The sequence below is a fragment of the Campylobacter sp. genome, from assembly GCF_052169515.1.
In the GTDB taxonomy this organism is placed as follows: domain Bacteria; phylum Campylobacterota; class Campylobacteria; order Campylobacterales; family Campylobacteraceae; genus Campylobacter_A.
Window position 1 is genome coordinate 1 of record NZ_JBQNCH010000001.1, and the last position, 22,720, is coordinate 22,720.

13 protein-coding genes are annotated in these 22,720 nt (G+C 37.7%); 7 read left to right on the plus strand and 6 right to left on the minus strand.

From position 1 onward, the window contains the following. The 3 genes from ACTTKV_RS00005 to pbpC form a co-directional block, all read right to left on the minus strand. Window positions 1-139 (minus strand): hypothetical protein (locus ACTTKV_RS00005; RefSeq protein WP_442548742.1); only part of this gene is annotated, 139 nt, incomplete at its 3' end. 120 nt (window positions 140-259) lie between these two features. Then, window positions 260-5,380, minus strand: a complete 5,121-nt coding sequence (locus tag ACTTKV_RS00010; RefSeq protein WP_442548641.1) for an alpha-2-macroglobulin family protein — start codon at window positions 5,378-5,380, stop codon at window positions 260-262. 1 nt (window position 5,381) lies between these two features. Next, a complete protein-coding gene (gene pbpC, locus ACTTKV_RS00015; RefSeq protein WP_442548642.1) occupies window positions 5,382-7,550 on the minus strand; it encodes a penicillin-binding protein 1C in 2,169 nt (722 codons plus the stop codon). Between the two features lie 64 nt (window positions 7,551-7,614). Here pbpC and ACTTKV_RS00020 point away from each other — a divergent pair, with 64 nt between their 5' ends. The 4 genes from ACTTKV_RS00020 to ACTTKV_RS00035 are packed head-to-tail and all read left to right on the plus strand — an operon-like array spanning window position 7,615 to window position 14,178. After that, complete coding sequence (locus ACTTKV_RS00020; RefSeq protein WP_442548643.1) at window positions 7,615-9,648, plus strand: ATP-dependent helicase; 2,034 nt, start codon at window positions 7,615-7,617, stop codon at window positions 9,646-9,648. A 53-nt stretch (window positions 9,649-9,701) separates the two neighbouring features. Then, window positions 9,702-10,901, plus strand: a complete 1,200-nt coding sequence (locus ACTTKV_RS00025) for an efflux RND transporter periplasmic adaptor subunit (RefSeq protein WP_442548644.1) — start codon at window positions 9,702-9,704, stop codon at window positions 10,899-10,901. Next, window positions 10,902-12,830: a MacB family efflux pump subunit gene (locus ACTTKV_RS00030; protein ID WP_442548645.1), complete on the plus strand. Its 1,929-nt coding sequence runs from the start codon at window positions 10,902-10,904 to the stop codon at window positions 12,828-12,830. It abuts the gene before it with no gap. 1 nt (window position 12,831) lies between these two features. After that, complete coding sequence (locus ACTTKV_RS00035; protein WP_442548646.1) at window positions 12,832-14,178, plus strand: TolC family protein; 1,347 nt, start codon at window positions 12,832-12,834, stop codon at window positions 14,176-14,178. A gap of 519 nt (window positions 14,179-14,697) precedes the next feature. On the opposite strand, the gene ACTTKV_RS00040 is transcribed toward ACTTKV_RS00035, so the two are convergent. Then, a complete protein-coding gene (locus tag ACTTKV_RS00040) occupies window positions 14,698-15,120 on the minus strand; it encodes a GatB/YqeY domain-containing protein (RefSeq protein ID WP_442548647.1) in 423 nt (140 codons plus the stop codon). 30 nt (window positions 15,121-15,150) lie between these two features. Continuing rightward, window positions 15,151-16,053: a Ppx/GppA phosphatase family protein gene (locus ACTTKV_RS00045; protein ID WP_442548648.1), complete on the minus strand. Its 903-nt coding sequence runs from the start codon at window positions 16,051-16,053 to the stop codon at window positions 15,151-15,153. Window positions 16,054-16,181: 128 nt separating this feature from the next. Here ACTTKV_RS00045 and ACTTKV_RS00050 point away from each other — a divergent pair, with 128 nt between their 5' ends. Beyond that, window positions 16,182-17,720, plus strand: a complete 1,539-nt coding sequence (locus ACTTKV_RS00050) for an inorganic phosphate transporter (RefSeq protein WP_442548649.1) — start codon at window positions 16,182-16,184, stop codon at window positions 17,718-17,720. Window positions 17,721-17,886: 166 nt separating this feature from the next. Here the strand turns inward: ACTTKV_RS00050 and ACTTKV_RS00055 are convergent, their stop codons facing one another. Continuing rightward, on the minus strand, window positions 17,887-20,460 hold the full coding sequence (locus tag ACTTKV_RS00055; RefSeq protein ID WP_442548650.1) for an ATP-dependent Clp protease ATP-binding subunit: 2,574 nt from the start codon (window positions 20,458-20,460) through the stop codon (window positions 17,887-17,889). A 210-nt stretch (window positions 20,461-20,670) separates the two neighbouring features. Here ACTTKV_RS00055 and ACTTKV_RS00060 point away from each other — a divergent pair, with 210 nt between their 5' ends. Together ACTTKV_RS00060 and purC are read left to right on the plus strand one after the other, a co-directional pair. Next, window positions 20,671-21,987: a S41 family peptidase gene (locus ACTTKV_RS00060; protein ID WP_442548743.1), complete on the plus strand. Its 1,317-nt coding sequence runs from the start codon at window positions 20,671-20,673 to the stop codon at window positions 21,985-21,987. A gap of 19 nt (window positions 21,988-22,006) precedes the next feature. Continuing rightward, window positions 22,007-22,717, plus strand: coding sequence for a phosphoribosylaminoimidazolesuccinocarboxamide synthase (gene purC, locus ACTTKV_RS00065; protein ID WP_442548651.1), 711 nt, complete (start codon window positions 22,007-22,009; stop codon window positions 22,715-22,717). Window positions 22,718-22,720 lie beyond the last annotated feature (3 nt).

The window sequence follows — 22,720 nt, forward strand, 5'->3', positions numbered from 1 at the left end:
TTGGAGGTGGCATCATAATGCAAAATTTACGTCCATCTTTTTGGATATCTTTGTTTGCGTCTATCTCAAAGTATCCACGTTCTTCCCAAATTTTATAAAATTTGTCTTCTATCTCTTTTGCATTGTAAAATTCTGCCACTTTTGTCTCCTCAGTTTCGTTTAAAAAATGCTTAATACTATCTAAAATTTGTTTAAAAAAATCTTTGCAAAAGTGGGAAATATGGGCTTGGGGCGTTTACCGCCCCTGAGTTTAAATAGCCTATTTGACGTTAAAGCTTCGCTGAGCTAGGTCGTAGTCGTTTTGTCTTTCGTTGTACATATTTTCAGTTGTGACTGCACCAAGAGAGCATTTGCCACCAAGTCTTACTCTATAAGGTGTGTAAAGCACGGCGTCTTTTTGATCACTACTTAGTGTGTAAAAGCTTAACACGCGGTCATCTTTTATGCCTTTATACTCTACTTGCAAGCTACTTTTTAGGCTCTTTGTAAAATTAGTTAAATTTTCATTTATCGGCTCAAAGCAGCTACTTACGATCTCGTTTATAACACCATTTCTGACCATTGTTTTTGAATTTATTACTACTTTTGAGTAGATGACGTCATTTACTTTTAGGCTGTCAAGACCCAACTCTTTGCCTTTTTCATCTACGAATGTTCGGTAGATGTCAAGCTCTTTTGGCTCTATTTTGTGCTTGATCTCAAGCGGCACGTAAGCGTAGCTTAAAATAGTGGCATATAGCTTGTTTTCGCCAAGTGGTGTAATGGTGAAATTTCCATCTTTTGTTGTAAAAGATACACTTAAAAGGCCGTCAAATTCTTTACTTGAACCGTTGTAGGCAAGCTTAAATTTATTGTTTTTCTCGCCACTATCTTTGCCAAAGTAAGCATTTAGCGCCCTAAGGGTAAATGCACGCTCCTGTGTTGAGCTTAGCTCATTTAAATTTGTGATCAAGAAATTTGCAAGATCATCTGAGTAGTCGTTTTTCTCAAAATATTTTGCATGCAGATATAGGATAAACGCATTATCTCTCATCTTTGAGCCAAAGCTAGAATAATCCTTGCTGTAATCAGCCACTTGAGCTTTTTTAATATCTTTTAGAGCTACTTTTGCTTCGTCATTTAGTCCGCTTAGTTTCAAAGCTGCTGCCATTAAATATTTATTAAGCGCGGTTGTATTGTAGGCTTTGTCATCGTAAATTTTATTTAGCAGCGACTTATCAGCCATATTTGCACGAGCACTTACATATAGAGAGTAGAGCGCTTCAAGGTCGCTATTTACATATTTTGCCATTGAATTTACAGCACTTTGTTTTACTCTTTTGCCTATCTCATATCCAGCCTCTTCAAGGTCTAACAATACATCAGTTGTAAAGATATTTGCAAATGCGTTTGTGTAACCTAGATCGCTCCAGTAGCCAAAGCTACCATCTGGCTTTTGCATCTTGATAAGCTCACTCATACCATGAGTGATAAACCTCTTTTGATCATTTTTTTCAAGCTCGTCTTTTGGTTTTAAATTTAAAAGTGCAAGCAGTCTTGAGCTCCTTTGCTCTGCACATCCGTAAGGGTACTCAACTAAATTTTTTGAAGCTGCCAAAAGCACACTTGAGACAGAGCTTGACGCATCTATGCCAACATTATGAAAGCCTTTTGGAAGTGAGATCATGCTCTCTTTGTCAAAGACACTACTTTTTGCGTAGGTGCTTATTGTGTAAGGGTTGACAACGTCAAGTAAACTTTGGACAGTTTTTGAGCTATTTTTGTCGCTTATAGTCACATTATACTCGGCCGCACCAGCCTCAAGAGCTGAAATTTTAAACGTAAAGGCTTTGTTTTCAAGTGGCTTTAAATTTGCATTTTCTTTTGTTTTGATGTTTAAATTTTTACTACTAACCACATTTATAGTTAAATTTTTATCCTCATTTGTTGTGTTTATTAGCCTTAAATTTGTATTTAGCTCATCACCTTTTAAGAGATAAACTACAACGCTTGGTTTTATAATGACTTCATCTTTTATAAGAATTTCGCTACTTACTGCGTTCATACCGCTTTCATTATTTGCCACAACGTCCACTCTGACAGCCGAGTTAAAACCATTTGGTGTTTTAAACTCGTATAAAATTTCACCCTTGTCGTCTGCTTGAAGGCTTATCAAATTTGCAAAAGTTTTTACATTTTTACTATCGACTGGGCTTGCATGTTTTGCCATCTTGGCCTCCATGGCCATCGCCGTCATGTCACCACCAAAATTTAGTATTTTACCTTCGACCTTGTAATTTGTGAGTCTATTATAAATGTCGTAGTCAAATACACCGTCTGGTAAAATTTTGTCAAAAAATTTAAGTGGATCAGCCGGCTTTTGTGAAGTGATGTCAAGTACGCCAACATCTGTGATAAATAAATTTACATATGCTTTTGGCTTTGTTTTTAGTGAAATTTTGATGTTTTCATCGCTTTTTGCGACTTTTGGCGCATCAAGACTAAGGTCAATCTTTCTTGAAGACTTATCGCCATTTGCATAGACTTTGCCATATGTTCTAAACGGAGTTAATCCAGCATCAGTCATGCGGTAGATGTTTGCACTTACATAAAGACCGTTAAAGTCAAAGTCGAGCTTAAATTTAACATTTGCTGAATTATTTTTGATCTTAACCACCTTGTAGGCCTTAACACCCGCATCTTCAAGCGCGACAAGAGCGATACCTTCTTTTATGGCTGAACTGATGTCCGCACTTAGCTCATCGCCTCTTTTATAAACGCTTTTGTTTAGCTTGATCTGAGACTTGCTAAGCTCTTTTGTAGGTGCAAGAGTTGAATAGTTATAGCCGCTAACATCGATATCAAGGCTCGTACTTGCTCCACTTACTAAATTTGTAGCAGTGATCACATATGAACCGCTTTGTGTAAATTTATACCCAAACTCACCGCTACTTTTATAAAAACTATCGATATCTTCTAGTGTTCGTATCCATTTTATATAGCCATTTGCATCCCTTTGGTACTGCCATGAAACACGTTTTATATCAAATTTTAAATTTGACTTTACAGCCTTTTGACTTGACATCTCAAGTACGACTGTTCTTAGTTTTACATCCTCGTTTGGCTCAGCAAAAGTCGTACTAGCGGCTATTCCGACCATATCTTTATATGGATAAAGCGTAAAGCTTTTTGCCTCGCTTACGTTCTTGCCATCGTCATTTACGTTGAAATTTATGACACCTTTTATGATAGAAGGTGCGTTTTTAGTACTAAAACTAAGGTCTACAATATGGCTTGATTTGCCATCTTTTGAAAGTGTAAAATCACTAACATAGCCTGGATATGAGCTTGCTTTTATCGTATCGTTTTTAAATTTATACTCTTTGTATTCACTATTTTTGTATTCATCATCAAAAAAGTCTACTTGTAAATTTCCATCAAGCTCGCTAGCCGCACCGCCAAAAAGGTAGTTGCTTCTTAGATTTGCCCTTAAAAGATCGTTTTTGAAAAATTTTTCCGACTCAAGGACAATTTCATTTTTTATCCTATTTGGCACAAAGCTCTCGACATAAAATGGTACGCTTGATATCACTTTGCTAGCGTAAATAACTTGCATGTTAAATCTACCGCTTAGATCACTTAATATCTCTTTTTCGAAATTTATCATGCCAGCATCATTTGTATTTTGTGAAATTTCACTACTGCTTTTGCCTTGTGGATCTATAAATTTGATCTTAACTGGCATGCTTTTAAGCGGTTTAAAATCTCTATCTCTTAGATAAATTGCCCCCTGCAAGCTCTCATTTGGCCTTATAATGTTTGACGCAAAATGCGTATAGGCATCGATGGTATCACTTGGATTTTGACTGATAAATTGAGCATCATTTAGTGCTTCGTTTTCTTGTATGATTAAGAAATTTTGCTCTTTGCCAAGTGAAACCACGACTGATGATGCGATTTTGTGTATATCTTTTTTATTAAATTTAAATACACCCTCATCATTTGTAGCACCAACAGCTATTTCCTCGTTTTTTACACCATAAATTTTAACATTTGCATTTGGTAGCATTGTATTTTCACCAAGGCGGTTTGCAAAGACAAAAATTTCATCTTTGCCAAGTTTGACGTTTACGGCAATGTCGCTTAAGTAAACCACTTTTGAGACGCTCTTGTTTTTGCCGTAGTTTAAATTTATCTTATATACGCCGTCTCCTGCACCTGCAAAGTCAAGTTTTATTTTGTTAAGCGCGATCTCATTTAAAGCACCATCAAGCTTATAGCTCTTTTGTGCTACTTGAGTGCTAAAGCTACTTAGATTTTCGCTATCGTAGTTAAAATTTAAAAAAAATCTAAAATTTTGTTCAGCAAGCCTTTCAACACTTACATTTAGTTCGGCTAAATTTGCACTTCTGATACCGATCTCACCGACACTTGATATGTATGGCTCATTGTTTATAAAATTTGCAAAAGGCATAAAATTACTTGCTGTTACTTCGTAGTTTCTTGCCTCTCTTACGACATTTCTATCATCACCAAATCCAGGTTTAATAGTGATTTGATATTTGCTTTGTGGCTTAAACTCATCGCTTGTAATATCAATGTAGTAATAATACTCGTTAAACTCCGAGTTCTCTTCATCGCTACCATTATATGTAACATCACTAATGCTAAAGTTTTTCACATCTTTTATGTTTATAAATTTCTTTAGGTTGATGTCATCATCAAGCCAATTTTTTAGATAAATTCTAAATCCCAAGATACCATTATCAAGGCTCACCGGATAAATTTCAGGTATCTCAAGGCTTTTAGCTTTGGCGTTTATATTTACATTCTCTTCTTTTGCTTCGTTTGTAAATTTTACTCTCGTCTCACCTACAAGTTTGGCCTTGAATTTACTCTCAAAATTCTCACCTAGATCAAAAATGGGCTCGCTTATATTTTTATCAAGATTAAGCTCAAAGCTAGTGCTAGTTAGCTCAGTTGCATTAAAATTTGCACCTTTTACTGCGATAGTTTTTATAGTGCTTATATCCACTTCGTCGTTAAATTTAAGTATATATGAACTATCGCTTAGTTTTTCTATATTTGATAGATTAAACTCTTCTGTGGTAAATCTAGCCATGCTGCCATTTTCGAGCTTACAGTCATACTCTATGCCAGCGTGCATATCTTTTGTAAAAAGTAGCAAGCTTTGATCTCTAAATTTTACTATGCCATTTAGTGCTGGCTGGCATGAGAGGATCTTTTTATCGCTTAGTGTTTCAACAAGATTTTTGCTTACTTTATCTTCTAGTCCAAATTCTACACTTAGGGGCGATTTTATCTCAGCAGTACCATTTAGGCTAAAAGCATATAAATTTACCACCCCCAGGAGTGCCATAAGTGCTACTTTTTGACGCATGTTATCTCCTTAGTTTTATTGTTATTTCACTTTGATTTGAATTCTCATCAAGACACTTTAGACTATGCTCGCCAAGAGTCATATCAAGCTTTTTCTCACTTGCATTCTCTATCTTTGTAAAATTTAAATCATCTATTTTTAGGTAAATTTCATCACCTAAGAACGCGTAGCATTTTACCATAACTTGGGTAATATTTTCATCTGTTACTATCTCTTCTTTGTCATAAGGATAGGCAAAAACCGGCTTTTTATCTTTAAAAATTTCAACACAGGGACTTTTTTGTATTTCGTCCTTATTTAAAAGCTCATTTTTAACTAAAAACTCAAGCTCTTCGCCTCTTAAACTATCGCATTTATTTGCGAGCTCAACGCCCTCTATCCTCTCATCAACTGCCATTTTTTGACACTGCTCATAGCTAAAAACATCAAGACAAGTTGGAAGCTTTACTATGCCAGTAGGGGCATCCATAAACTCTAAATTTTGCCTTTGAGCTGTGATCTTAAACATGTCAAAAACCATCTTTGAAACATCATTTAGCCCTGTTAGCTTATCTGTCTTATCAGCATTAAAATTCCCCACCCAAACAGCAACCGTGTAGTTTGCATCAACACCTATAGCATAAAGGTCACGCGAGCTTGCGCTTGTACCTGTTTTAAAGGCTATTTTTGGCGTGTTTTGTGCGTACTGCCAAGCATTTTTTAGATATGACCTTGAGGCTTCGCTCATCATTTTAGCGGTCAAGTAGGCACTTTGAGGTGAAATAAGAGTTAAGTTTTTGTCTAAATTTTTATAGTTTTTGCCTGCAAACTCAAGTGGCATAAAAACGCCACCATTTGCATATATAGTATATAGATGTGCAAGCTCAAGCAGGCTCATCTCAGCACTTCCAAGAGTTATCGAAGCACCATAGTATTCCTTGCTTTCATCTACCAAATTTACCTTTTCAAGTAGCTCATAAAGTGAGTTGTCTTTTAGTTTTAGGTTTAAATTTATAACTGGGATATTTAGACTAAAATTTAGAGCATCCTTAGCGCTTACAAGCCCTAAAAAGTTGTTATTAAAGTTCTTTGGCACATATTCATTTACATAAATTTGTGTATCAATTAGCTGCGAGTTTGGCGTGATGAGCCCGCTATCAAGAGCAAGTGAATAGATAAATGGCTTTAGAGTGCTGCCGGTATTTCGTTTCATATTTAGTGCTGAGTTTTTACCGTCACGTGCGTGCTCATCGTGTGAGCCTATAAAAGCTACCACACTCATTTTTTTATTATCTATTACCACGGCTGCAGCGTTGTTTGCGTTTTTGGCCTTTAGCAAAAACATCGCATCTTTTAAAATTTTAAGCATATCTTTTTGTAAATTTAGATCCAAACTGGCCTTTGAAATTTGGTTTTTAAAAGCAACATTTGCGTAGTCGCCTGCGTTTACGACGGCTCTTATCCTTACATTTTTAAATGGCTCAGCCTGTGCTCTTTTAAACGCACTAAGATCGATCAAATTTGCCTTATAAAGCATCTTTATGACTCTGTTTTTTAGAGCATTTATGTTTGAGACGCGGTCAAGTCTATTTTTATTTGGATTTTTAGGTATCGTACTTAAAAGTGCCGCCTGAGCGTAGCTTAGCTCATTTAGCTCTTTTCCAAAATAAAAAAAGCTAGCCGCCTTTGCACCCTCTATATTTCCGCCGTATGGGGCTAAATTTAGATAAAAATTTAAAATTTCATCTTTGCTAAAGTGAAACTCAAGCTGAAATGCTCTAAAAATTTCTCTTATCTTATTTTTATAGCTTCGATCACTTGGCTCAAGCATCCTGGCTACTTGCATCGTGATAGTGCTCGCACCTATACGGTTGTCGCTTCTCAGGTTGTGGAAAAATGCTCTAAAAATGGAGGCAAAATTTACCCCAAAATGGTAGTAAAAGTATCTATCCTCAAAGAGAACGACGCTTTGTTTTAGCGAGCTTGGAAAATTTTGCTCGTGAAATCTCCAAATTCCATCGCTGCCAAGCTTCATATTTATAATGTTTCCATTTTTGTCAAGCAAAATTTTGGCCTCGTCTTTTTTTAATGCATCTAAATTTAGTGGGTAAATTTGATCCAGTATCAAAAAAATAGCGACCATTAGAGCCAAAAATAGGGCAAGAAATTTTAGAAATTTAAGCTTTTTCATTTGCGTGATTATAGCTGTTAAAGTTTAAGTAGCTATAATTAGGCCTTTTAAAAAAGAGGAATACATGCCCTTATCTAGGTTAAACAAAGAACAATACACCGCCGCAACTGCGCCATTTGGACACAATCTTATCATCGCTTCAGCTGGTACTGGCAAGACTAGCACCATCGTCGCACGCATCGCTCATTTACTAAATTTAGGCGTAAAACCAGAGAAAATTTTGCTTCTAACTTTCACCAACAAAGCAGCCAGCGAGATGATAGAGCGCTTAAATAGGTATTTTGATAAACAAATCACCTCCAAAATCACCGCAGGCACCTTCCACTCGGTATCATTTTCACTTTTAAAAAGCCTTGATAAAGGCGTCACGCTAAAGCAGCCAAGCGAGCTAAAGACGCTTTTAAAAAGTCTTGTTGAGAGGCGTAAATTTTACCATTTAAGCGACGTCAAGCCTTATGGCGGGGCATATCTATACGACCTTTATTCGCTATTTCAAAACAGCGAGCAAGGCACAACATTTGGCAAATGGATAAGTGATAAGAGTGAAGAGCAGGGCGTTTATGCTGAAATTTATGAAGATGTTTTAGAGGAGTTTGAGGCTGAAAAGGCTAAATTTTCTTACGCTGACTTTAACGATCTTCTTATAAAAATGCGCGATGAGCTAAAAAATGGGGCAAATTTAGCTTATGATGAAATTTTGATCGATGAGTATCAAGACACAAATACTCTTCAAGGCAGCCTCATAGACGCATTTAAGACAAAGAGCCTATTTTGCGTGGGCGATTTTGACCAAAGCATTTACGCATTTAACGGAGCAAATATCGAGATCATTGGCTCATTTAAAGATCGCTTCCCAAACGCAAATATCTACGCTTTAAATGTAAACTACCGCTCAAGCTCAAGCATACTAGCTCTCGCAAATAAGGTCATAAACAACAATCCAAGGCTTTATGAAAAGCACCTCACAGTTAGCCGAGAGGGAAATTTCAAGCCTCCAAGGCTACTTGTCTATAACGAGCTTTTTGATCAGTATCAAAATATCGCCGATATCATCTCGTTTTCGCCGTTTAATAGGGAAAATATTGCTATCATCTTTAGAAATAACTCATCAGCGGACGGCATCGAGGTCGCGCTAAAAGAGCGAGGTATCAGTTCAAAGCGAAAGGGTGGGGTGAGCTTTTTTGAGAGCCGCGAGATCAAGGCACTCATCGACATCATGGGAATTTATGTCAATCCAAAAGATATAATGGCATTTATCCACATCTGCGAATACGCAAAGGGCGTTGGTAGCGCAGTTAGCAAAGAAATTTTTGACGCGCTTCTTAAGCTTGGACATGGAAATTTGATAAAAGGCATGCTTGATCCAGACGAGAGTGTAAATATCTCATCAAATAAAAGGCGAAATTATCAGCTGGGCCTTTTTGACGACCTTGATGAATTTGCCGAGATTTCAAGGTTTTCTAAGATTGGCTTTAGCGATAAATTTCTAGGCCACCCTGTGCTAAAACTACAAAAGCTAAGCGAGAGCGGAGCGCAGTTTTTATATGAAATTTACAACTTTTTAAAGGGTATGAGAAATATCACAAAGCCAGCCACAATGATAAATGAGATAAAAACTAGCAAAATTTACTCTCTAATCGTTGAAAATCTCAGCACAAAAAGGGCAACTCTAAAAAACGGCAACGTCGATCTTGCGCTCAAAGAAGAGGTCAAAGAGCGCATAATAGCAAAGAGCGTGGTGCTAAGCGAGCTAGCTAAAAAATATCAAGATATCAGTAAATTTTACAACTTCTTAGCCCTTGGAAGCAACGAGATGAGCGAAGGGCAGGGCGTTAGTTTGCTCAGCGTGCATGCGAGCAAGGGGCTTGAGTTTGACCAAGTTTTCATAGTCGATCTCGCACAAAACCGCTTTCCAAATTTAAAGCTAATGAGCATGGGCGGCAGCCTAGAAGAAGAGAGGCGACTCTTTTACGTAGCAGTAACTAGGGCAAAAGACGAGCTATATCTAAGCTACGCAAAATACGACAAGATAAAGAAGGTGACCTACCAACCAAGTAGGTTTTTGATAGAGGCTGGCATGGCAAAAGAGGAAGCATAGTAGATGTTTACTATTGTGAAGTAGAATTTGCCAATTTTTTACAAAGAGAAGCGATGAAAAAATCTAAAATTTTAATAATCCTGCTTATTTTAGGCGTCGGTGGATATTTTATCTACGATAAATTTTTTAAGGTAAAAGACGAAAAGGTGGAGTTTATCACCAAAAAGGCAAAAAGGGGATCATTTAGCAAAAAGGTCGATGCCACTGGAGAAATTTTTGCTACCGAGCTAGTTGATGTGGGCGCACAGGTAAGCGGTCAGATAAAAAAGCTATACGTTAAGCTTGGAGATCAGGTAAAAAAGGGCGATATGATCGCAAGTATCGATAGCTCTACCCAGCAAAATAGCATTGACAATAAAGAAGCACAGCTTGCTATCTACAAAGCTCAGCTTGAAAGTGCAAAAGTGGCTTTAAATATTGCAAAAACGCAGTTTGATAGAGAAAAGGCACTTTTTGCCAAAAATGCCACTTCAAAGCAAGAATTTGAAAGTGCGAAAAACACTTTTAGCTCAAACAGTGCCAAGATAAAGGAGCTAGAAGCTCAGATCAAGCAGACAAATATCGAGCTAAGTACCGCTAGAATAAATTTAGGCTACACAAAGATCACCGCACCAAGAGACGGTGTTGTAGTAAGCGTGCAAGTAGAGGAGGGTCAGACTGTAAATGCCAACCAAACTACACCAACTATCGTAAATATCGCCGATCTTAGCCGTGTCAAGATGAAGATGCAAATCGCCGAGGGCGACATCACCAAAATCAAAGTCGGCACGCCAGTTGAGTACTCGATACTTTCTGAGCCAACAAAGAAATTTCAAACTACTGTTAGCTCGATCGACCCGGGGCTTACCACGCTAAGTGACGGCAGCTACTCCAGCTCATCAAGCACCAAGTCCTCAGTTTCTAACAGCTCAAGTAGCAGCTCGGCGGTCTATTATTACGCCCAAAGTATAGTTGATAACAAAGATGGAATTTTAAGAATAGGCATGACCACGCAAAATGAGCTTTTAATAGCAAACGTCGAGGACGCCATCATCGCGCCAAGCGTTGGTATCAAAAAAGATGAAAAAGGAAATTCTTACGTATATCTACTAAAAGATGGCAAGGCTGTAAAAACCGAGGTTAAAACCGGCATAAAAGACAACCTTGATACACAGATCATTAGCGGCATAAACGAGGGCGATGAGATCATCACATCTCAAGGCTCATCAAGCGAGATCGCCAAGATGATCGCAAAAGAACATAAGAAGTTTTAAGTGATAAGTCTAAAAAATATCACCAAAAGCTTTAAGCTCGGCGACAATGAGCTAGAGATCCTGCACGGCATAAATTTAGAGATAAAAAAGGGCGAGTTTATAGCTATCATCGGCCAGTCTGGCTCTGGCAAATCAACCCTTATGAACATCCTTGGCTGCTTAGACAGCCCAAGTGGTGGCGAATATCTACTGGACGGCAAAGATATATCTAAATTTGATAGCGACTCGCTTGCCAAGCTTAGACGAGATAAATTTGGCTTTATATTTCAAAGATACAACCTACTTAGCACGATGAATGCCCTTGAAAACGTAGCCCTCCCAAGCATCTACGCAGGTGCAAACAAGAGCGAGCGAGAGAAAAGGGGGATGGAGATCTTAGACTCACTTGGCCTTAGCGAAAAAGCGAAAAATTTACCAAACAAGCTCTCTGGCGGACAGCAGCAAAGGGTCTCCATAGCAAGGGCGCTGATGAATGGCGGCGAGATCATCCTAGCAGACGAGCCAACTGGCGCTCTTGATAGCAAAAGTGGGCTAAGAGTGATGAAAATTTTAGTTGATCTTTACAAAAAAGGCCACACCATCATCATCGTCACGCACGATCCAAAGATCGCAGAGTACGCGAGTAGGGTGATAGAGATAAAAGATGGCAACATCGTAAGCGACAATGTCAAAAATAGCGAAATTTACGAGGCAGCCAAGCAGAGCCAGCCAGAAAAAAGTAAATTTACCTACTATAAAGATCAGCTCATAGAGAGCTTTAAAATGTCGGTAAGCGCGATGCTAGCTCATAAATTAAGATCGCTTTTAACGATGCTTGGTATTATCATTGGCATCACGGCAGTCATTAGCGTCGTAGCTCTTGGCAAAGGCTCACAGGAGCAAATTTTAGCTGGCATCAGAAAGATCGGCACAAACACGATCGACATTATGCCTGGCAAAGGCTTTGGCGATATGCGCTCAGGCAAGATCAAAACCCTTTCAATTAGCGACGCCACAATGCTTTCCAAGCAGTCCTTTTTAGACTCCGTCACGCCAAATACAAACACCTCTGGCACTCTAACATACGAAAATACCTCACTAAGTGCTAGCCTAAGAGGTGGGGGCACTGGCAGCCTTGATGTAAACGGGCTAAAGCTAGAGGATGGCAGAATTTATGATGATGACGAGGTTTTAAACTCCGCTTCAGTCACCTTAATCGATCAAAATACCAAAAATAGCCTATTTGAAAATGAAAATCCTATCGGAAAGATCATACTTTTTAACAAAAAGCCGCTCCGCATTATCGGCGTTTTGCAAAAAGATGATTTTAAGATGGGCGACGCCAGCACGCTTAAAATTTACGCCCCATACACGACCGTCATCAACAAGGTCACAGGGGATAAATTTATAAGCTCGATCACCGTCAAAGTAAACGAGGGCGTCAATGCGCAAATCGCCGAGAAGAGCCTAAGCGAGCTTTTGGAGATCAAACACGGCAAAAAAGACTTTTTTACAAGAAACTCAGATAGTATCAAGCAAACCATCGAAGAGACCATCTCCACAATGCGCCTTCTCATATCAAGCATAGCCGTCGTCTCGCTCGTAGTTGGCGGCATAGGCGTCATGAACATCATGCTAGTCTCAGTCACCGAGCGTACCAAAGAGATCGGCATAAAAATGGCGATCGGAGCCAGACAGAGCAATATCTTGCAGCAGTTTTTGATAGAGGCAGTGCTACTTTGCCTTATCGGCGGAGCCATCGGTATAGGATTTTCCTACGCTATTGGCTACATCTTTAACAACTTTTTAGATGGTTTTAGCATGATCTTTTCAAACGGCTCGATCGTGCTTGCACTTGTCACATCGATGGCAATTGGCATCATTTTTGGCTACATGCCTGCCAAAAATGCCTCAAAACTAAATCCAATAGATGCGCTTTCAAGGGAGTAATATGAAATTTCTAAGCCTAGCTTTAGTGCTCGTTTTAAGCGGCTGCGCTGTTAAAAATATAGATGAAAACTACAAGCAAATTTTACTTGAAGATAACGCCAATAGCGAGCTAAATTTAAACACTTCTTGGTGGAAAGAGTATCAGCAAAGCTATCTTGATGAGCTTGTAGAGCTTGCACTTAAAAACAACGCCGACCTAGCAAAAGCCGCGATAAATGTAAATAAAGCACTCGCTCAAGCTGGCGTTTTGCAGGCAAATCTCATCCCGAGCTTTAACGCTGGTTTTGAGGCTGGAAGTAGCAAAAACATAAAAGAGGGCGGCGCTTCTAGTAGAAGTTTTGGCTCAAGCATAGGGCTAAGCTACGAGCTTGATCTTTGGCAAAAGCTAGCAAATAGCAAAGACGTAGCGATGTTTGAAGCAGAGGCTACTAAATTTGACCTAGAAGCTAGCAAGCTAAGTGTGATAAATTCTGTCTCAGACGCCTATTTTCAGATATTATATCTAAACGAGAGCATAAAAACTTATGAGCAAATTTTAGAAATTTATAATGAGCTAAATAAGATAATTGGGCTTAAATTTGAGCTTGGCAAAGAGGAGGCGCTAAGTCTAAAACAGATAAACTCACAGCTCTTAAGCGCTCAAAATAAGATAGAAAGCGCCAAAAAAGAGCTTGTAAGCGCTAAAAAAACGCTTAGGACTTTGCTAAATGAGAGGCCAGAATTTGAGCTTAAATTTAAAGACCTCACGCTAAGTCCGGTAAAAAGAGTTGGTGTTGATCTAAAAGTGCCAACAAGCGCCATAGCAAACCGGCCTGATCTAAGAGCGGCCATTTACCGCATAGAGGAGGGTATCTTAAACTACAAGGCGAGTCAAAAAGAGTTTTATCCAAGCATCACGCTAGGAGCCAGCCTCAAAAGTAGCACTGACAAAAAAGACGAAGCTTTTAATCTTAAATTTCTTAATGGAAACGTCGCTTTAAATTTGCCATTTTTAAACTACCACAAGCTAAAGTCAAATTTAAAAATAAGCGAGGCAAATTTCGAGCTTGCAAAGCTAAACTACATAAGCACTCTAAATAGCGCACTAAACGAGATAGACGCATTTTACAAAGGTTACCTAAACGACGAGGCGCTACTTGCTAATTACCAAGAGCAGATAAAAAACTACGAGGAAATTTCAAAAATTTACGAGCTAAAATACTCCTACGGCAAGGTCGAGCTAAAGCAGTTTTTGGAGGCTAAAAATAGCGAACTAGAAGCCAAAATAGGGCTACTAAAGGCAAAATACACACTCTTACAAGATGAGCTAAATATCTATAAAGCCATGGCTGGCAAATTTAATAGATAAATTTATGAGCTCGGCTTGGGACTACAAGGCAAACGCGTGCAGCAAAGACGGCAAATTTAACACTAAATTTGAAGGCTGAGAGGTCACGCTATCTGAATGGACGGCAGATCTTTATGTCCAAAAATTACACAATAGGGTAGATCAAAATTTAAGTTATGTATAAGATAAATACAAATTTTACAATTTTCAAAAAGTATAAAATTTAACTCATTTTCTTACAAATATTTTTACGACAAATTTGATGGATAAATTAAAATTATACAAAAGATAAAACACGAAAATGCCTATATTTAGTCATTTAAAACTTTCAGAAGAGCAGAATAAAGATTTTAAAATATTAATTTGAAAATTACAGTTTTCAATACAAAATATATAAAATAGCTTGTACTTTACCTTTTAAAATATATTTGTTTCGATATTACATTTTAGAATATACAAATCAGATCAGAAATTGATTTGAAAACTTATTTTTATAATATAAGTTTTCAAAATTTTTGCAGTTAGAATTTAAAATATAAATTAAGACAAAAGCTCTTTTGCGATCATGCTTATACGTTTTGCCTCAGCACTTGCTCCGATCTCATCTTTTGCCATTTTCATCACAGCACCAAGGTTTTTACCAGTTTTTTGGATAATAGCCTCGATCTTTGCCTTTAGCTCCTCATCGCTTAGTTGTGCTGGCAGATATGCCTTAATTAGCTCAATCTCGCCCTGCTCTTTTTTAGCTAGATCCCCTCTCTCGCCTTTTAAATAAAGCTCTACAGAGTCAGCTCTCTTTTTGATCTCTTTTTGAAGTAGTGGCAGAACTACATCGTCAGTCATCTCAATCCTTTGATCAACTTCAACCTGTTTAAGTGCTGCATTTAGCGTATCTCTTTTAAACTCATCTTTTGCCTTCATAGCCTCTTTTATATCAGCTAAAATTTGCTCTCTTATGCTCATTTTATCTCCTTTAAATTTTTGAAATAATAACTAAAAATTTGTGATAATTTCTTGAAAGGTACCTTGCAGATAAGCCGCCCCGACGCCCTCTCGAAGCCCATCGTCGATAACTATAAATTTCGCATTTTGCCCGCTTAGTAGCTCTTTTAAAAGCAGTGCCCCAGCGATAAGTGGAAATTTCCTATCCTTGCCGACCGCTACATTTGCTACAGCCTCATCTAGTCTCAAAAGCTCGCCTATAAAGTGATCAAAGTCGCTCATTTTAAGCTCATAGCCATTTATCTTTTTGGCATCATAGTTTTCGTAGTTAAGCCCTAGTTTTAAGGCTGCGATACTTGTTGGCACGCCAGAAGTTAAAACAATAAAATTATTTTGTAGCGAAGCTAAAAACGCCCTCGCCTCTTGCACATAAATTTTTGTATTTTGCTCAAGTAGCTCGAGGCTTTTAAATTTTTCAAAAAATGTGATAATGCCAAATTTAAAACTCTTAAAATTTCCATCTTCACCGATCTCTGAGCTTGCTCCACCGATATCAACTATACTAAATTTCTCATTTATCCCAAGCCTTTTAAAGGCGTTTTGAACTCCCAAAAATGTAAGTTTTGCCTCAGCCCTACCGTCAATTACGTGAAAATTTATCCCAAATTTCTCTCTTATCTCGCTAAAAATTTCCTTGCTATTTGACGCCACTCTAAAAGCTTCAGTAGCAACTGCCACGCATTTAAATTTGGCAAAGTAAAATTTACTTTTGGCCTCAGCTATCGCTTCAAAAAGCCTATGTTTAGCCTCCAAGCCTATCTCGCCACTTTCGTTTAAACCTCTTGCAGCTCCAACTATTTTTTCATAAATTTGCTCGTTATAAAAGATGTTTTGCTCCATTTTTACAAGCGCTACACGAAAGGTGTTTGAACCAAGATCAATCGCTATAACCAAAATTTATCCTTAAAAATTTTTATAAATTCTAACATATGATAATTTAGTATCATTTAAAGTGAGAAAATTCTAAAAACTTTAATAATTTTCAAGATATAATCTTGCTAAAAACTCTCAAGGGGGCTTGATTGCTTCGAGATAACTTCTTAGCATTCGTTATTTTTGCGATTTGTAGCGTTGGATTTTTCGTTTGGGGCTATCAATACATCCCAACAAATAACTACTTTTTGTTTCTAATCGCTAGTGTTTTTGGTCTATTTATGGCATTTAATATCGGCGGAAACGACGTTGCAAATAGCTTTGGTACAAGTGTCGGTGCAAAGACACTAACCCTTAAACAAGCCCTTGTTATAGCTGCCATTTTTGAGCTTAGCGGCGCTATATTTGCTGGCTCTGAGGTTACAAATACGATTAGAAATGAGATCGTGAAATTTCCAATCGATTTAAATCCGATGAAATTTGTCATCATCATGATTTCAGCCCTTCTTAGCTCTGGACTTTGGCTCTTTTATGCGACTAGAAAAGGACTTCCAGTATCTACTACACACTCTATTGTAGGTGGCATCGTAGGCGCTGGACTTGCAATGGGTTTTATGATAAAAAATCCAGCCCCATTTAGTATGGTTTCATGGAGTGAGATCGGTAGGATCGCTGTTAGCTGGGTCATATCACCTTTGCTTGGTGGTGTGATGTCTTACATTATATTTGGCTATGTAAAAAGAAAAATTTTAGATCCAACACACGAACTAAAAATGGATCTAAAAGCCCTAAAGGCCGAGAGAAAGGCATACAAAGAAAGCTTTGTAAAGGCCTTAAAAACAAAGCCGGCTGAAGAGCAAATCGCTACACTTTCAAGAATTGCCATCATTGATGAAGACGAGATAGAAACGACAGAATATAGCGAATACCGCTCAAAAATCCGCATAATGAAAGATAGAGAAAAGGCGATCGATACGTTTAAAGCCATGAAAAAACACGTACCTATCATTGCTGGTTTTGCTGCGATGGTGATCTCGTCTATGATGCTTTTTAGGGGTTTAGAACACATAAATTTAGCCTTTAGTATCATCCAAACTATCTGGGTTATATTTGTCATAGGTGCCCTAGCCTACCTTGCTAGTCTTGCCATCATCAACGTAATGAGTAAAAACGATAGCGAAAAAAGTATAAATAGAATTTTTTCTTGGTTCCAAATTTTTACTGCCTCGTCTTTTGCCTTTTCGCACGGTGCAAATGACATCGCAAACGCAGTCGGACCGTTTGCTGCTGTGCTTGATGTACTAAAAACCGGCTCGATAAACGAAAGCTCACCAATACCAAGCATCGCAATGGTGACTTTTGGTATCTCGCTCGTTGTTGGACTTTGGTTTTTAGGCAAAGAGGTTATCACAACCATTGGCTCAAAACTAGCTGAAATTTTACCTACGACCGGCTTTAGCGCAGAGCTTGCCTCAAGTATTGTCATACTTCTAGCTACAAAGCTTGGCATACCAGTTAGCTCGACTCATATCCTAATAGGTGCGGTTTTAGGCATCGGCATCGTAAATAAAAATGCAAACTGGAAAATGGTAAAACCAATCATACTTGCTTGGCTTATTACGCTTCCAGCAGCTGCGATCTCATCGGCTCTATTTTACTTTGGTCTTGCTATATTTTTAGGAATTTAAAAAGTTAAACTTATTGGTATAGATTAAAAATTTATGCCAATAAACACTTTAAATTTTTAGAACTAGAGTGCTTACCTATACTAATGTTATTATTGATTTTAATGTAAAGAAATTATTGTTGAAATTTAAGCCTTGGCAGGCCTAAACCTGCCAAGTAAGTGTAAAATTATTTTTTATTGATCTCTATATTTTCACCGTCACTGTTGATAACTATCTCGTCGCCAGTTTCAAGCTCATCTTTTAATATCATGTCAGCTATCTTGTCTTCAACTAGCTCATAAAGTGCCCTTCTTAGTGGTCTTGCACCATAAACTATGTCAAATCCGGCTTTTGCAATAAATTTTTTGGCTTCCTCACTCAAAACTGCTTTGATACCACGGTTATGAAGGGTTTTTTCAAGCTCTTTAAACATGATTTCAACGATAGAGATTAGACCCTCTTCATTTAAAGGATTAAAGATGATGGTGTCATCAAGACGGTTTAAAAACTCTGGTTTAAAGTAATTCTTAAGCTCATTTTTAACAGCAGCGTCGCGCTCTTCACCCTTTAGCTCCATTATAAAACTTGAAGCGATATTTGAAGTTAAAATGATGATAGTGTTTTTAAAATCAACTGTTACACCTTTATTGTCAGTCGCACGTCCATCATCAAGTATGCCAAGAAGTATGTTAAATACGTCTTTGTGCGCCTTTTCAACTTCGTCAAAAAGTATGACCGAGTAAGGTCGTCTACGAACAGCCTCTGTTAGCTGACCGCCCTCGTCATATCCAACATATCCTGGAGGTGCACCAAGAAGTCTACTCACGCTGTGTTTTTCCATATATTCGCTCATATCAAAACGAATGAGTGCCTTCTCGTCGTCAAATAAAAATTTAGCCAAAGCCTTAGCAGACTGAGTCTTACCAACGCCTGTTGGCCCAAGAAATAAAAATGAACCAATCGGCCTTTGACCTTCGTTTAACCCTGCTTTATTTCTCTTAACAGCACGTGCTAATGCGTGTAGTGCGTCATCTTGACCGACTACACTCTCTCTTAAATGCTCTTCGATATGCAGATACTTTTCTTTTTCGCTTGTTAGCATTTTCTTAACTGAAATTCCAGTCCATTTGCTCAAAATTTCAGCCACAAGCTCTTCATCGACTTGATTTTTAAGAAGCACACCCTCTTTTTTCATGCCTTCCCATTTTTCCTCAAGCTCATGTTTATGCTTTTTGGCATCTGCTATTTTGCCGTATTCTATCTCAGCAGCTTTTTGAAGATCGCCATTTCTTTTTGCTATTTCAGCTTGTGATTTTAAGCTATCTATCTCTTTTGTGGCTTTTGAAATTCCGCCAAAAACATCTTTTTCATTTTCAAATTTTGTATCAAGTGCCAGCTTTTTCTCATTTAGATCAGCTATCTCTTTTTCGATCTCGCCAAGTCTTTCTTTGTTTTTATCCGCATCCTCCATCTTTAGAGCTTCTTTTTCTACTTGAAGCGTCACGATCTCGCGTTTTATCTTTGAAAGCTCGTATGGCTCACTTTCTATTTGCATTTTTAGCTCAGCTGCGGCTTCGTCAATAAGGTCTATCGCTTTATCTGGCAAGAAGCGGTTTGCTATATAGCGGTCACTAAGTCTTGCTGCGGCAACTAGCGCACTATCTGTTATCGTAATGCCATGGTGAACTTCTAGGCGCTCTTTTATACCACGTAAAATTTGCAAAGCTTCATTAACGCTTGGCTCTTTAACGTCTATTGGTTGGAAGCGTCTTTGAAGTGCCGCATCTTTTTCAAAATATTTTCTATACTCTTTTAATGTCGTAGCACCAACAGCGTGAAGCTCACCACGTGCAAGAGCTGGTTTTAGGATATTTGCAGCGTCCATTCCACCCTCGCTCGCACCTGCTCCAACTATCGTGTGAATTTCATCTATAAAAAGTATGATGTTACCAGCTTTTTTTACCTCGTCGATGATAGCTTTTAATCTATCTTCAAACTCACCTCTATATTTTGCACCAGCTACGACTGCACTCATGTCAAGCGCGATGACACGTTTATTTGCAAGACTTGTTGGTACATCACGAGCCACTATCTTTTGAGCTAAGCCCTCAACGATAGCTGTTTTACCAACACCTGGCTCACCTAATAATATAGGGTTATTTTTACTCTTTCTTATTAGAATTTGCATCATTCTAGTGATCTCTTCATCACGACCGATAACTGGATCAAGCTCTTTATTTAGTGCTTTTTGTGTGAGGTCAATACCAAATTTTTCTAGACTATCAAGCGTATCATCGCCAGTTTGGCTATCTATTTTTTTACCGCCTCTTATGCTCTCAAGATTCTTTTTAACCTCCAAAATATCGCAAAATTTACTCAAAATTTGCTTGATATCACCAAGGTCAAGAGCCGAGATGATCCATGTATCAACAGCGATATAACTATCACCCATGCTTACCATTAAGGCTTTTGCGTTTTCAAGTGAATTTATAAGCTCTCTTGAAACTGAAACGTTATCTTTAGTGACGTTTGAGCTACTTGGAAGTGATGAAACTTTACTTTTTACTTCAAGCTCGACAGCGTCTTTGCTTATATTCATTTTATTAAATACTTGATTTAAAATAGAGTTACTATCTGCAATCAAAGCCCAAAAAATGTGAAGTGGGACAACTTGTGGATTTTTAGAAAAAATCGCCAGGCTAACGCCTTTTTCAAGAGTTTCCTGCATCTGAGCTGTTAGATTTTCTGTTATGTCAGCCATTCAAATCTCCTTGAATTATTTTATATGAATAGTATTATATAACTTTAGTCTTATATTGTCAAGTATTAATATAATATTTATCACTTAGTATATTTAATTGCTAAAATTTACCATTATAAATTTGTGTTACAAACAAACAAAAAAGGCAAAAATACGAGCTCAAATTTATGCTTTTTTTAGCCAAAAGCTAATAAAATTGAACCAAAAATCATAGGAGAAATTTTGAATAAATTTAGTAGATCTTTCGCACTAAGAATCACATCTGCCCTACTCATATCAAGTGTGGCGGTAAATGCACTTTTTGCTAAAACTGAAGATGAAGCAAGTGCAAAACTTGAGGCACTTTCAAAGCTTACAAAAACGATTTCGACAGTTGAAAAATATTACGTAGATGACATCAAATTTAAAGAGATAATAGACAAAGCCATAGCTGGTTTAATGCAAAATTTAGATGCTCACTCAAGCTTTTTAAATGAAAAAGCTTATAAAGATATGCAAGTGCAAACAAGTGGAGAGTTTGGTGGACTTGGCATAACTGTTGGCATGAAAGATAGTGCACTAACCGTTATCTCACCAATAGAAGATACTCCAGCCGATAAAGCAGGCATAAAATCAGGCGATATTATTTTAAGGATAGACGGCAACTCAACGATCGGCACAACGATAGACGAAGCCGTAAATAAAATGCGCGGAAAGCCAAAAACTCCGATAACTATTACTATTTTGCGAAAAGGCGAACAAAAGCCGTTTGACGTAAAAATCATAAGAGATCTCATAAAGGTTGAGTCTGTTTATGCAAAAATGATAGAAAACGACAATATTCTTTACGTTCGTGTTACAAATTTTGATAAAAACGTCGTTTCAAAAGTAAAAGAAGCCATCAAAGAATATCCAAAAGTAAGTGGCGTCATACTTGATCTTAGAAACAATCCTGGCGGACTTTTAAATCAAGCTGTTGATCTAGTAGATATCTTTGTAGATAATGGCGTTATCGTTTCTCAAAAAGGTCGCGATGAGTCTGAAAACGTAGAATACAAAGCAAGTGCAAGCAAGACTCTTTCAAAATTACCACTTGCAGTGCTAGTTAATGGAGGAAGTGCTAGTGCTAGTGAGATTGTAAGTGGTTCACTTCAAGACCATAAACGTGCAGTGGTAATTGGCGAAAATACATTTGGTAAAGGAAGCGTTCAAGTAATACTTCCAATAGACGATACGGAAGCTTTAAGGCTAACCATTGCAAGATACTATCTACCAAGTGGAAGAACTATCCAAGCCGTAGGAGTAACACCTGATGTGATAGTACACCCAGGCAAAGTACCACAAAGTGACGATAGCGCATTTAGTATAAAAGAGAGCGAGCTCAAAGCTCATCTAAAAAGCGAGCTAAATAAGATAAATTCTACAAGCGAGGGCAATAAAACTGAAGCAAAAGACGATAAAAAGATAATCACGCAAAAAAAAGTTGATGAAGACATTCAGTTAAAAACAGCAATTGATACTATTAAAATTTTAAAAATAAAACAATAAATTTCACAAGGAGAAGATCATGCAAAAAAGAGAGCTTATTTACGAAGGAAAAGGCAAAAAGATGTATGCCACAGACGATCCAAATTTGCTTGTGGCTGAGTTTAAAGACGACCTAACAGCATTTGATGCTCAAAAAAGAGGCAATGAAGCTGGCAAAGGCGCTTTAAATAATAAAATTTCTACACAGCTTTTTAAGCTACTAGAGAGCAAAGGCATTGTGACTGATCTAGTTGAGACCATCAGCGATACCGAGCAAGTTGTCAAAAAATGCGAGATCATACCGCTGGAAGTTGTTGTTAGAAATATCGCAACTGGCTCACTAAGCAAAAGACTTGGCATAAAAGAAGGTACAGTTTTACCTTTCACGCTTGTAGAGTTTTACTACAAAAACGACGATTTGCACGATCCTTTGGTGACTGATGAGCACTGCATCATCATGGGTCTAGTAAAGAGTGAAAAAGATCTTCAAACACTAAGACACACAGCAAGAGAGATTAACTCTATCTTATTTAAATTCTTTGCAGAGAGAAATTTAAAACTAGTTGATTTTAAAGTCGAATTTGGTATTGACAAAGATGGCAACATTATCTTAGCTGATGAGATAAGCCCTGATAGCTGCAGATTTTGGGATGCAACAACAAATGAAAAGCTTGATAAAGATAGATTTAGACAAGACCTTGGTAGCGTAAAAGTCGCTTATGAAGAAGTTTTAAAAAGAATTTTATCGTAAGGA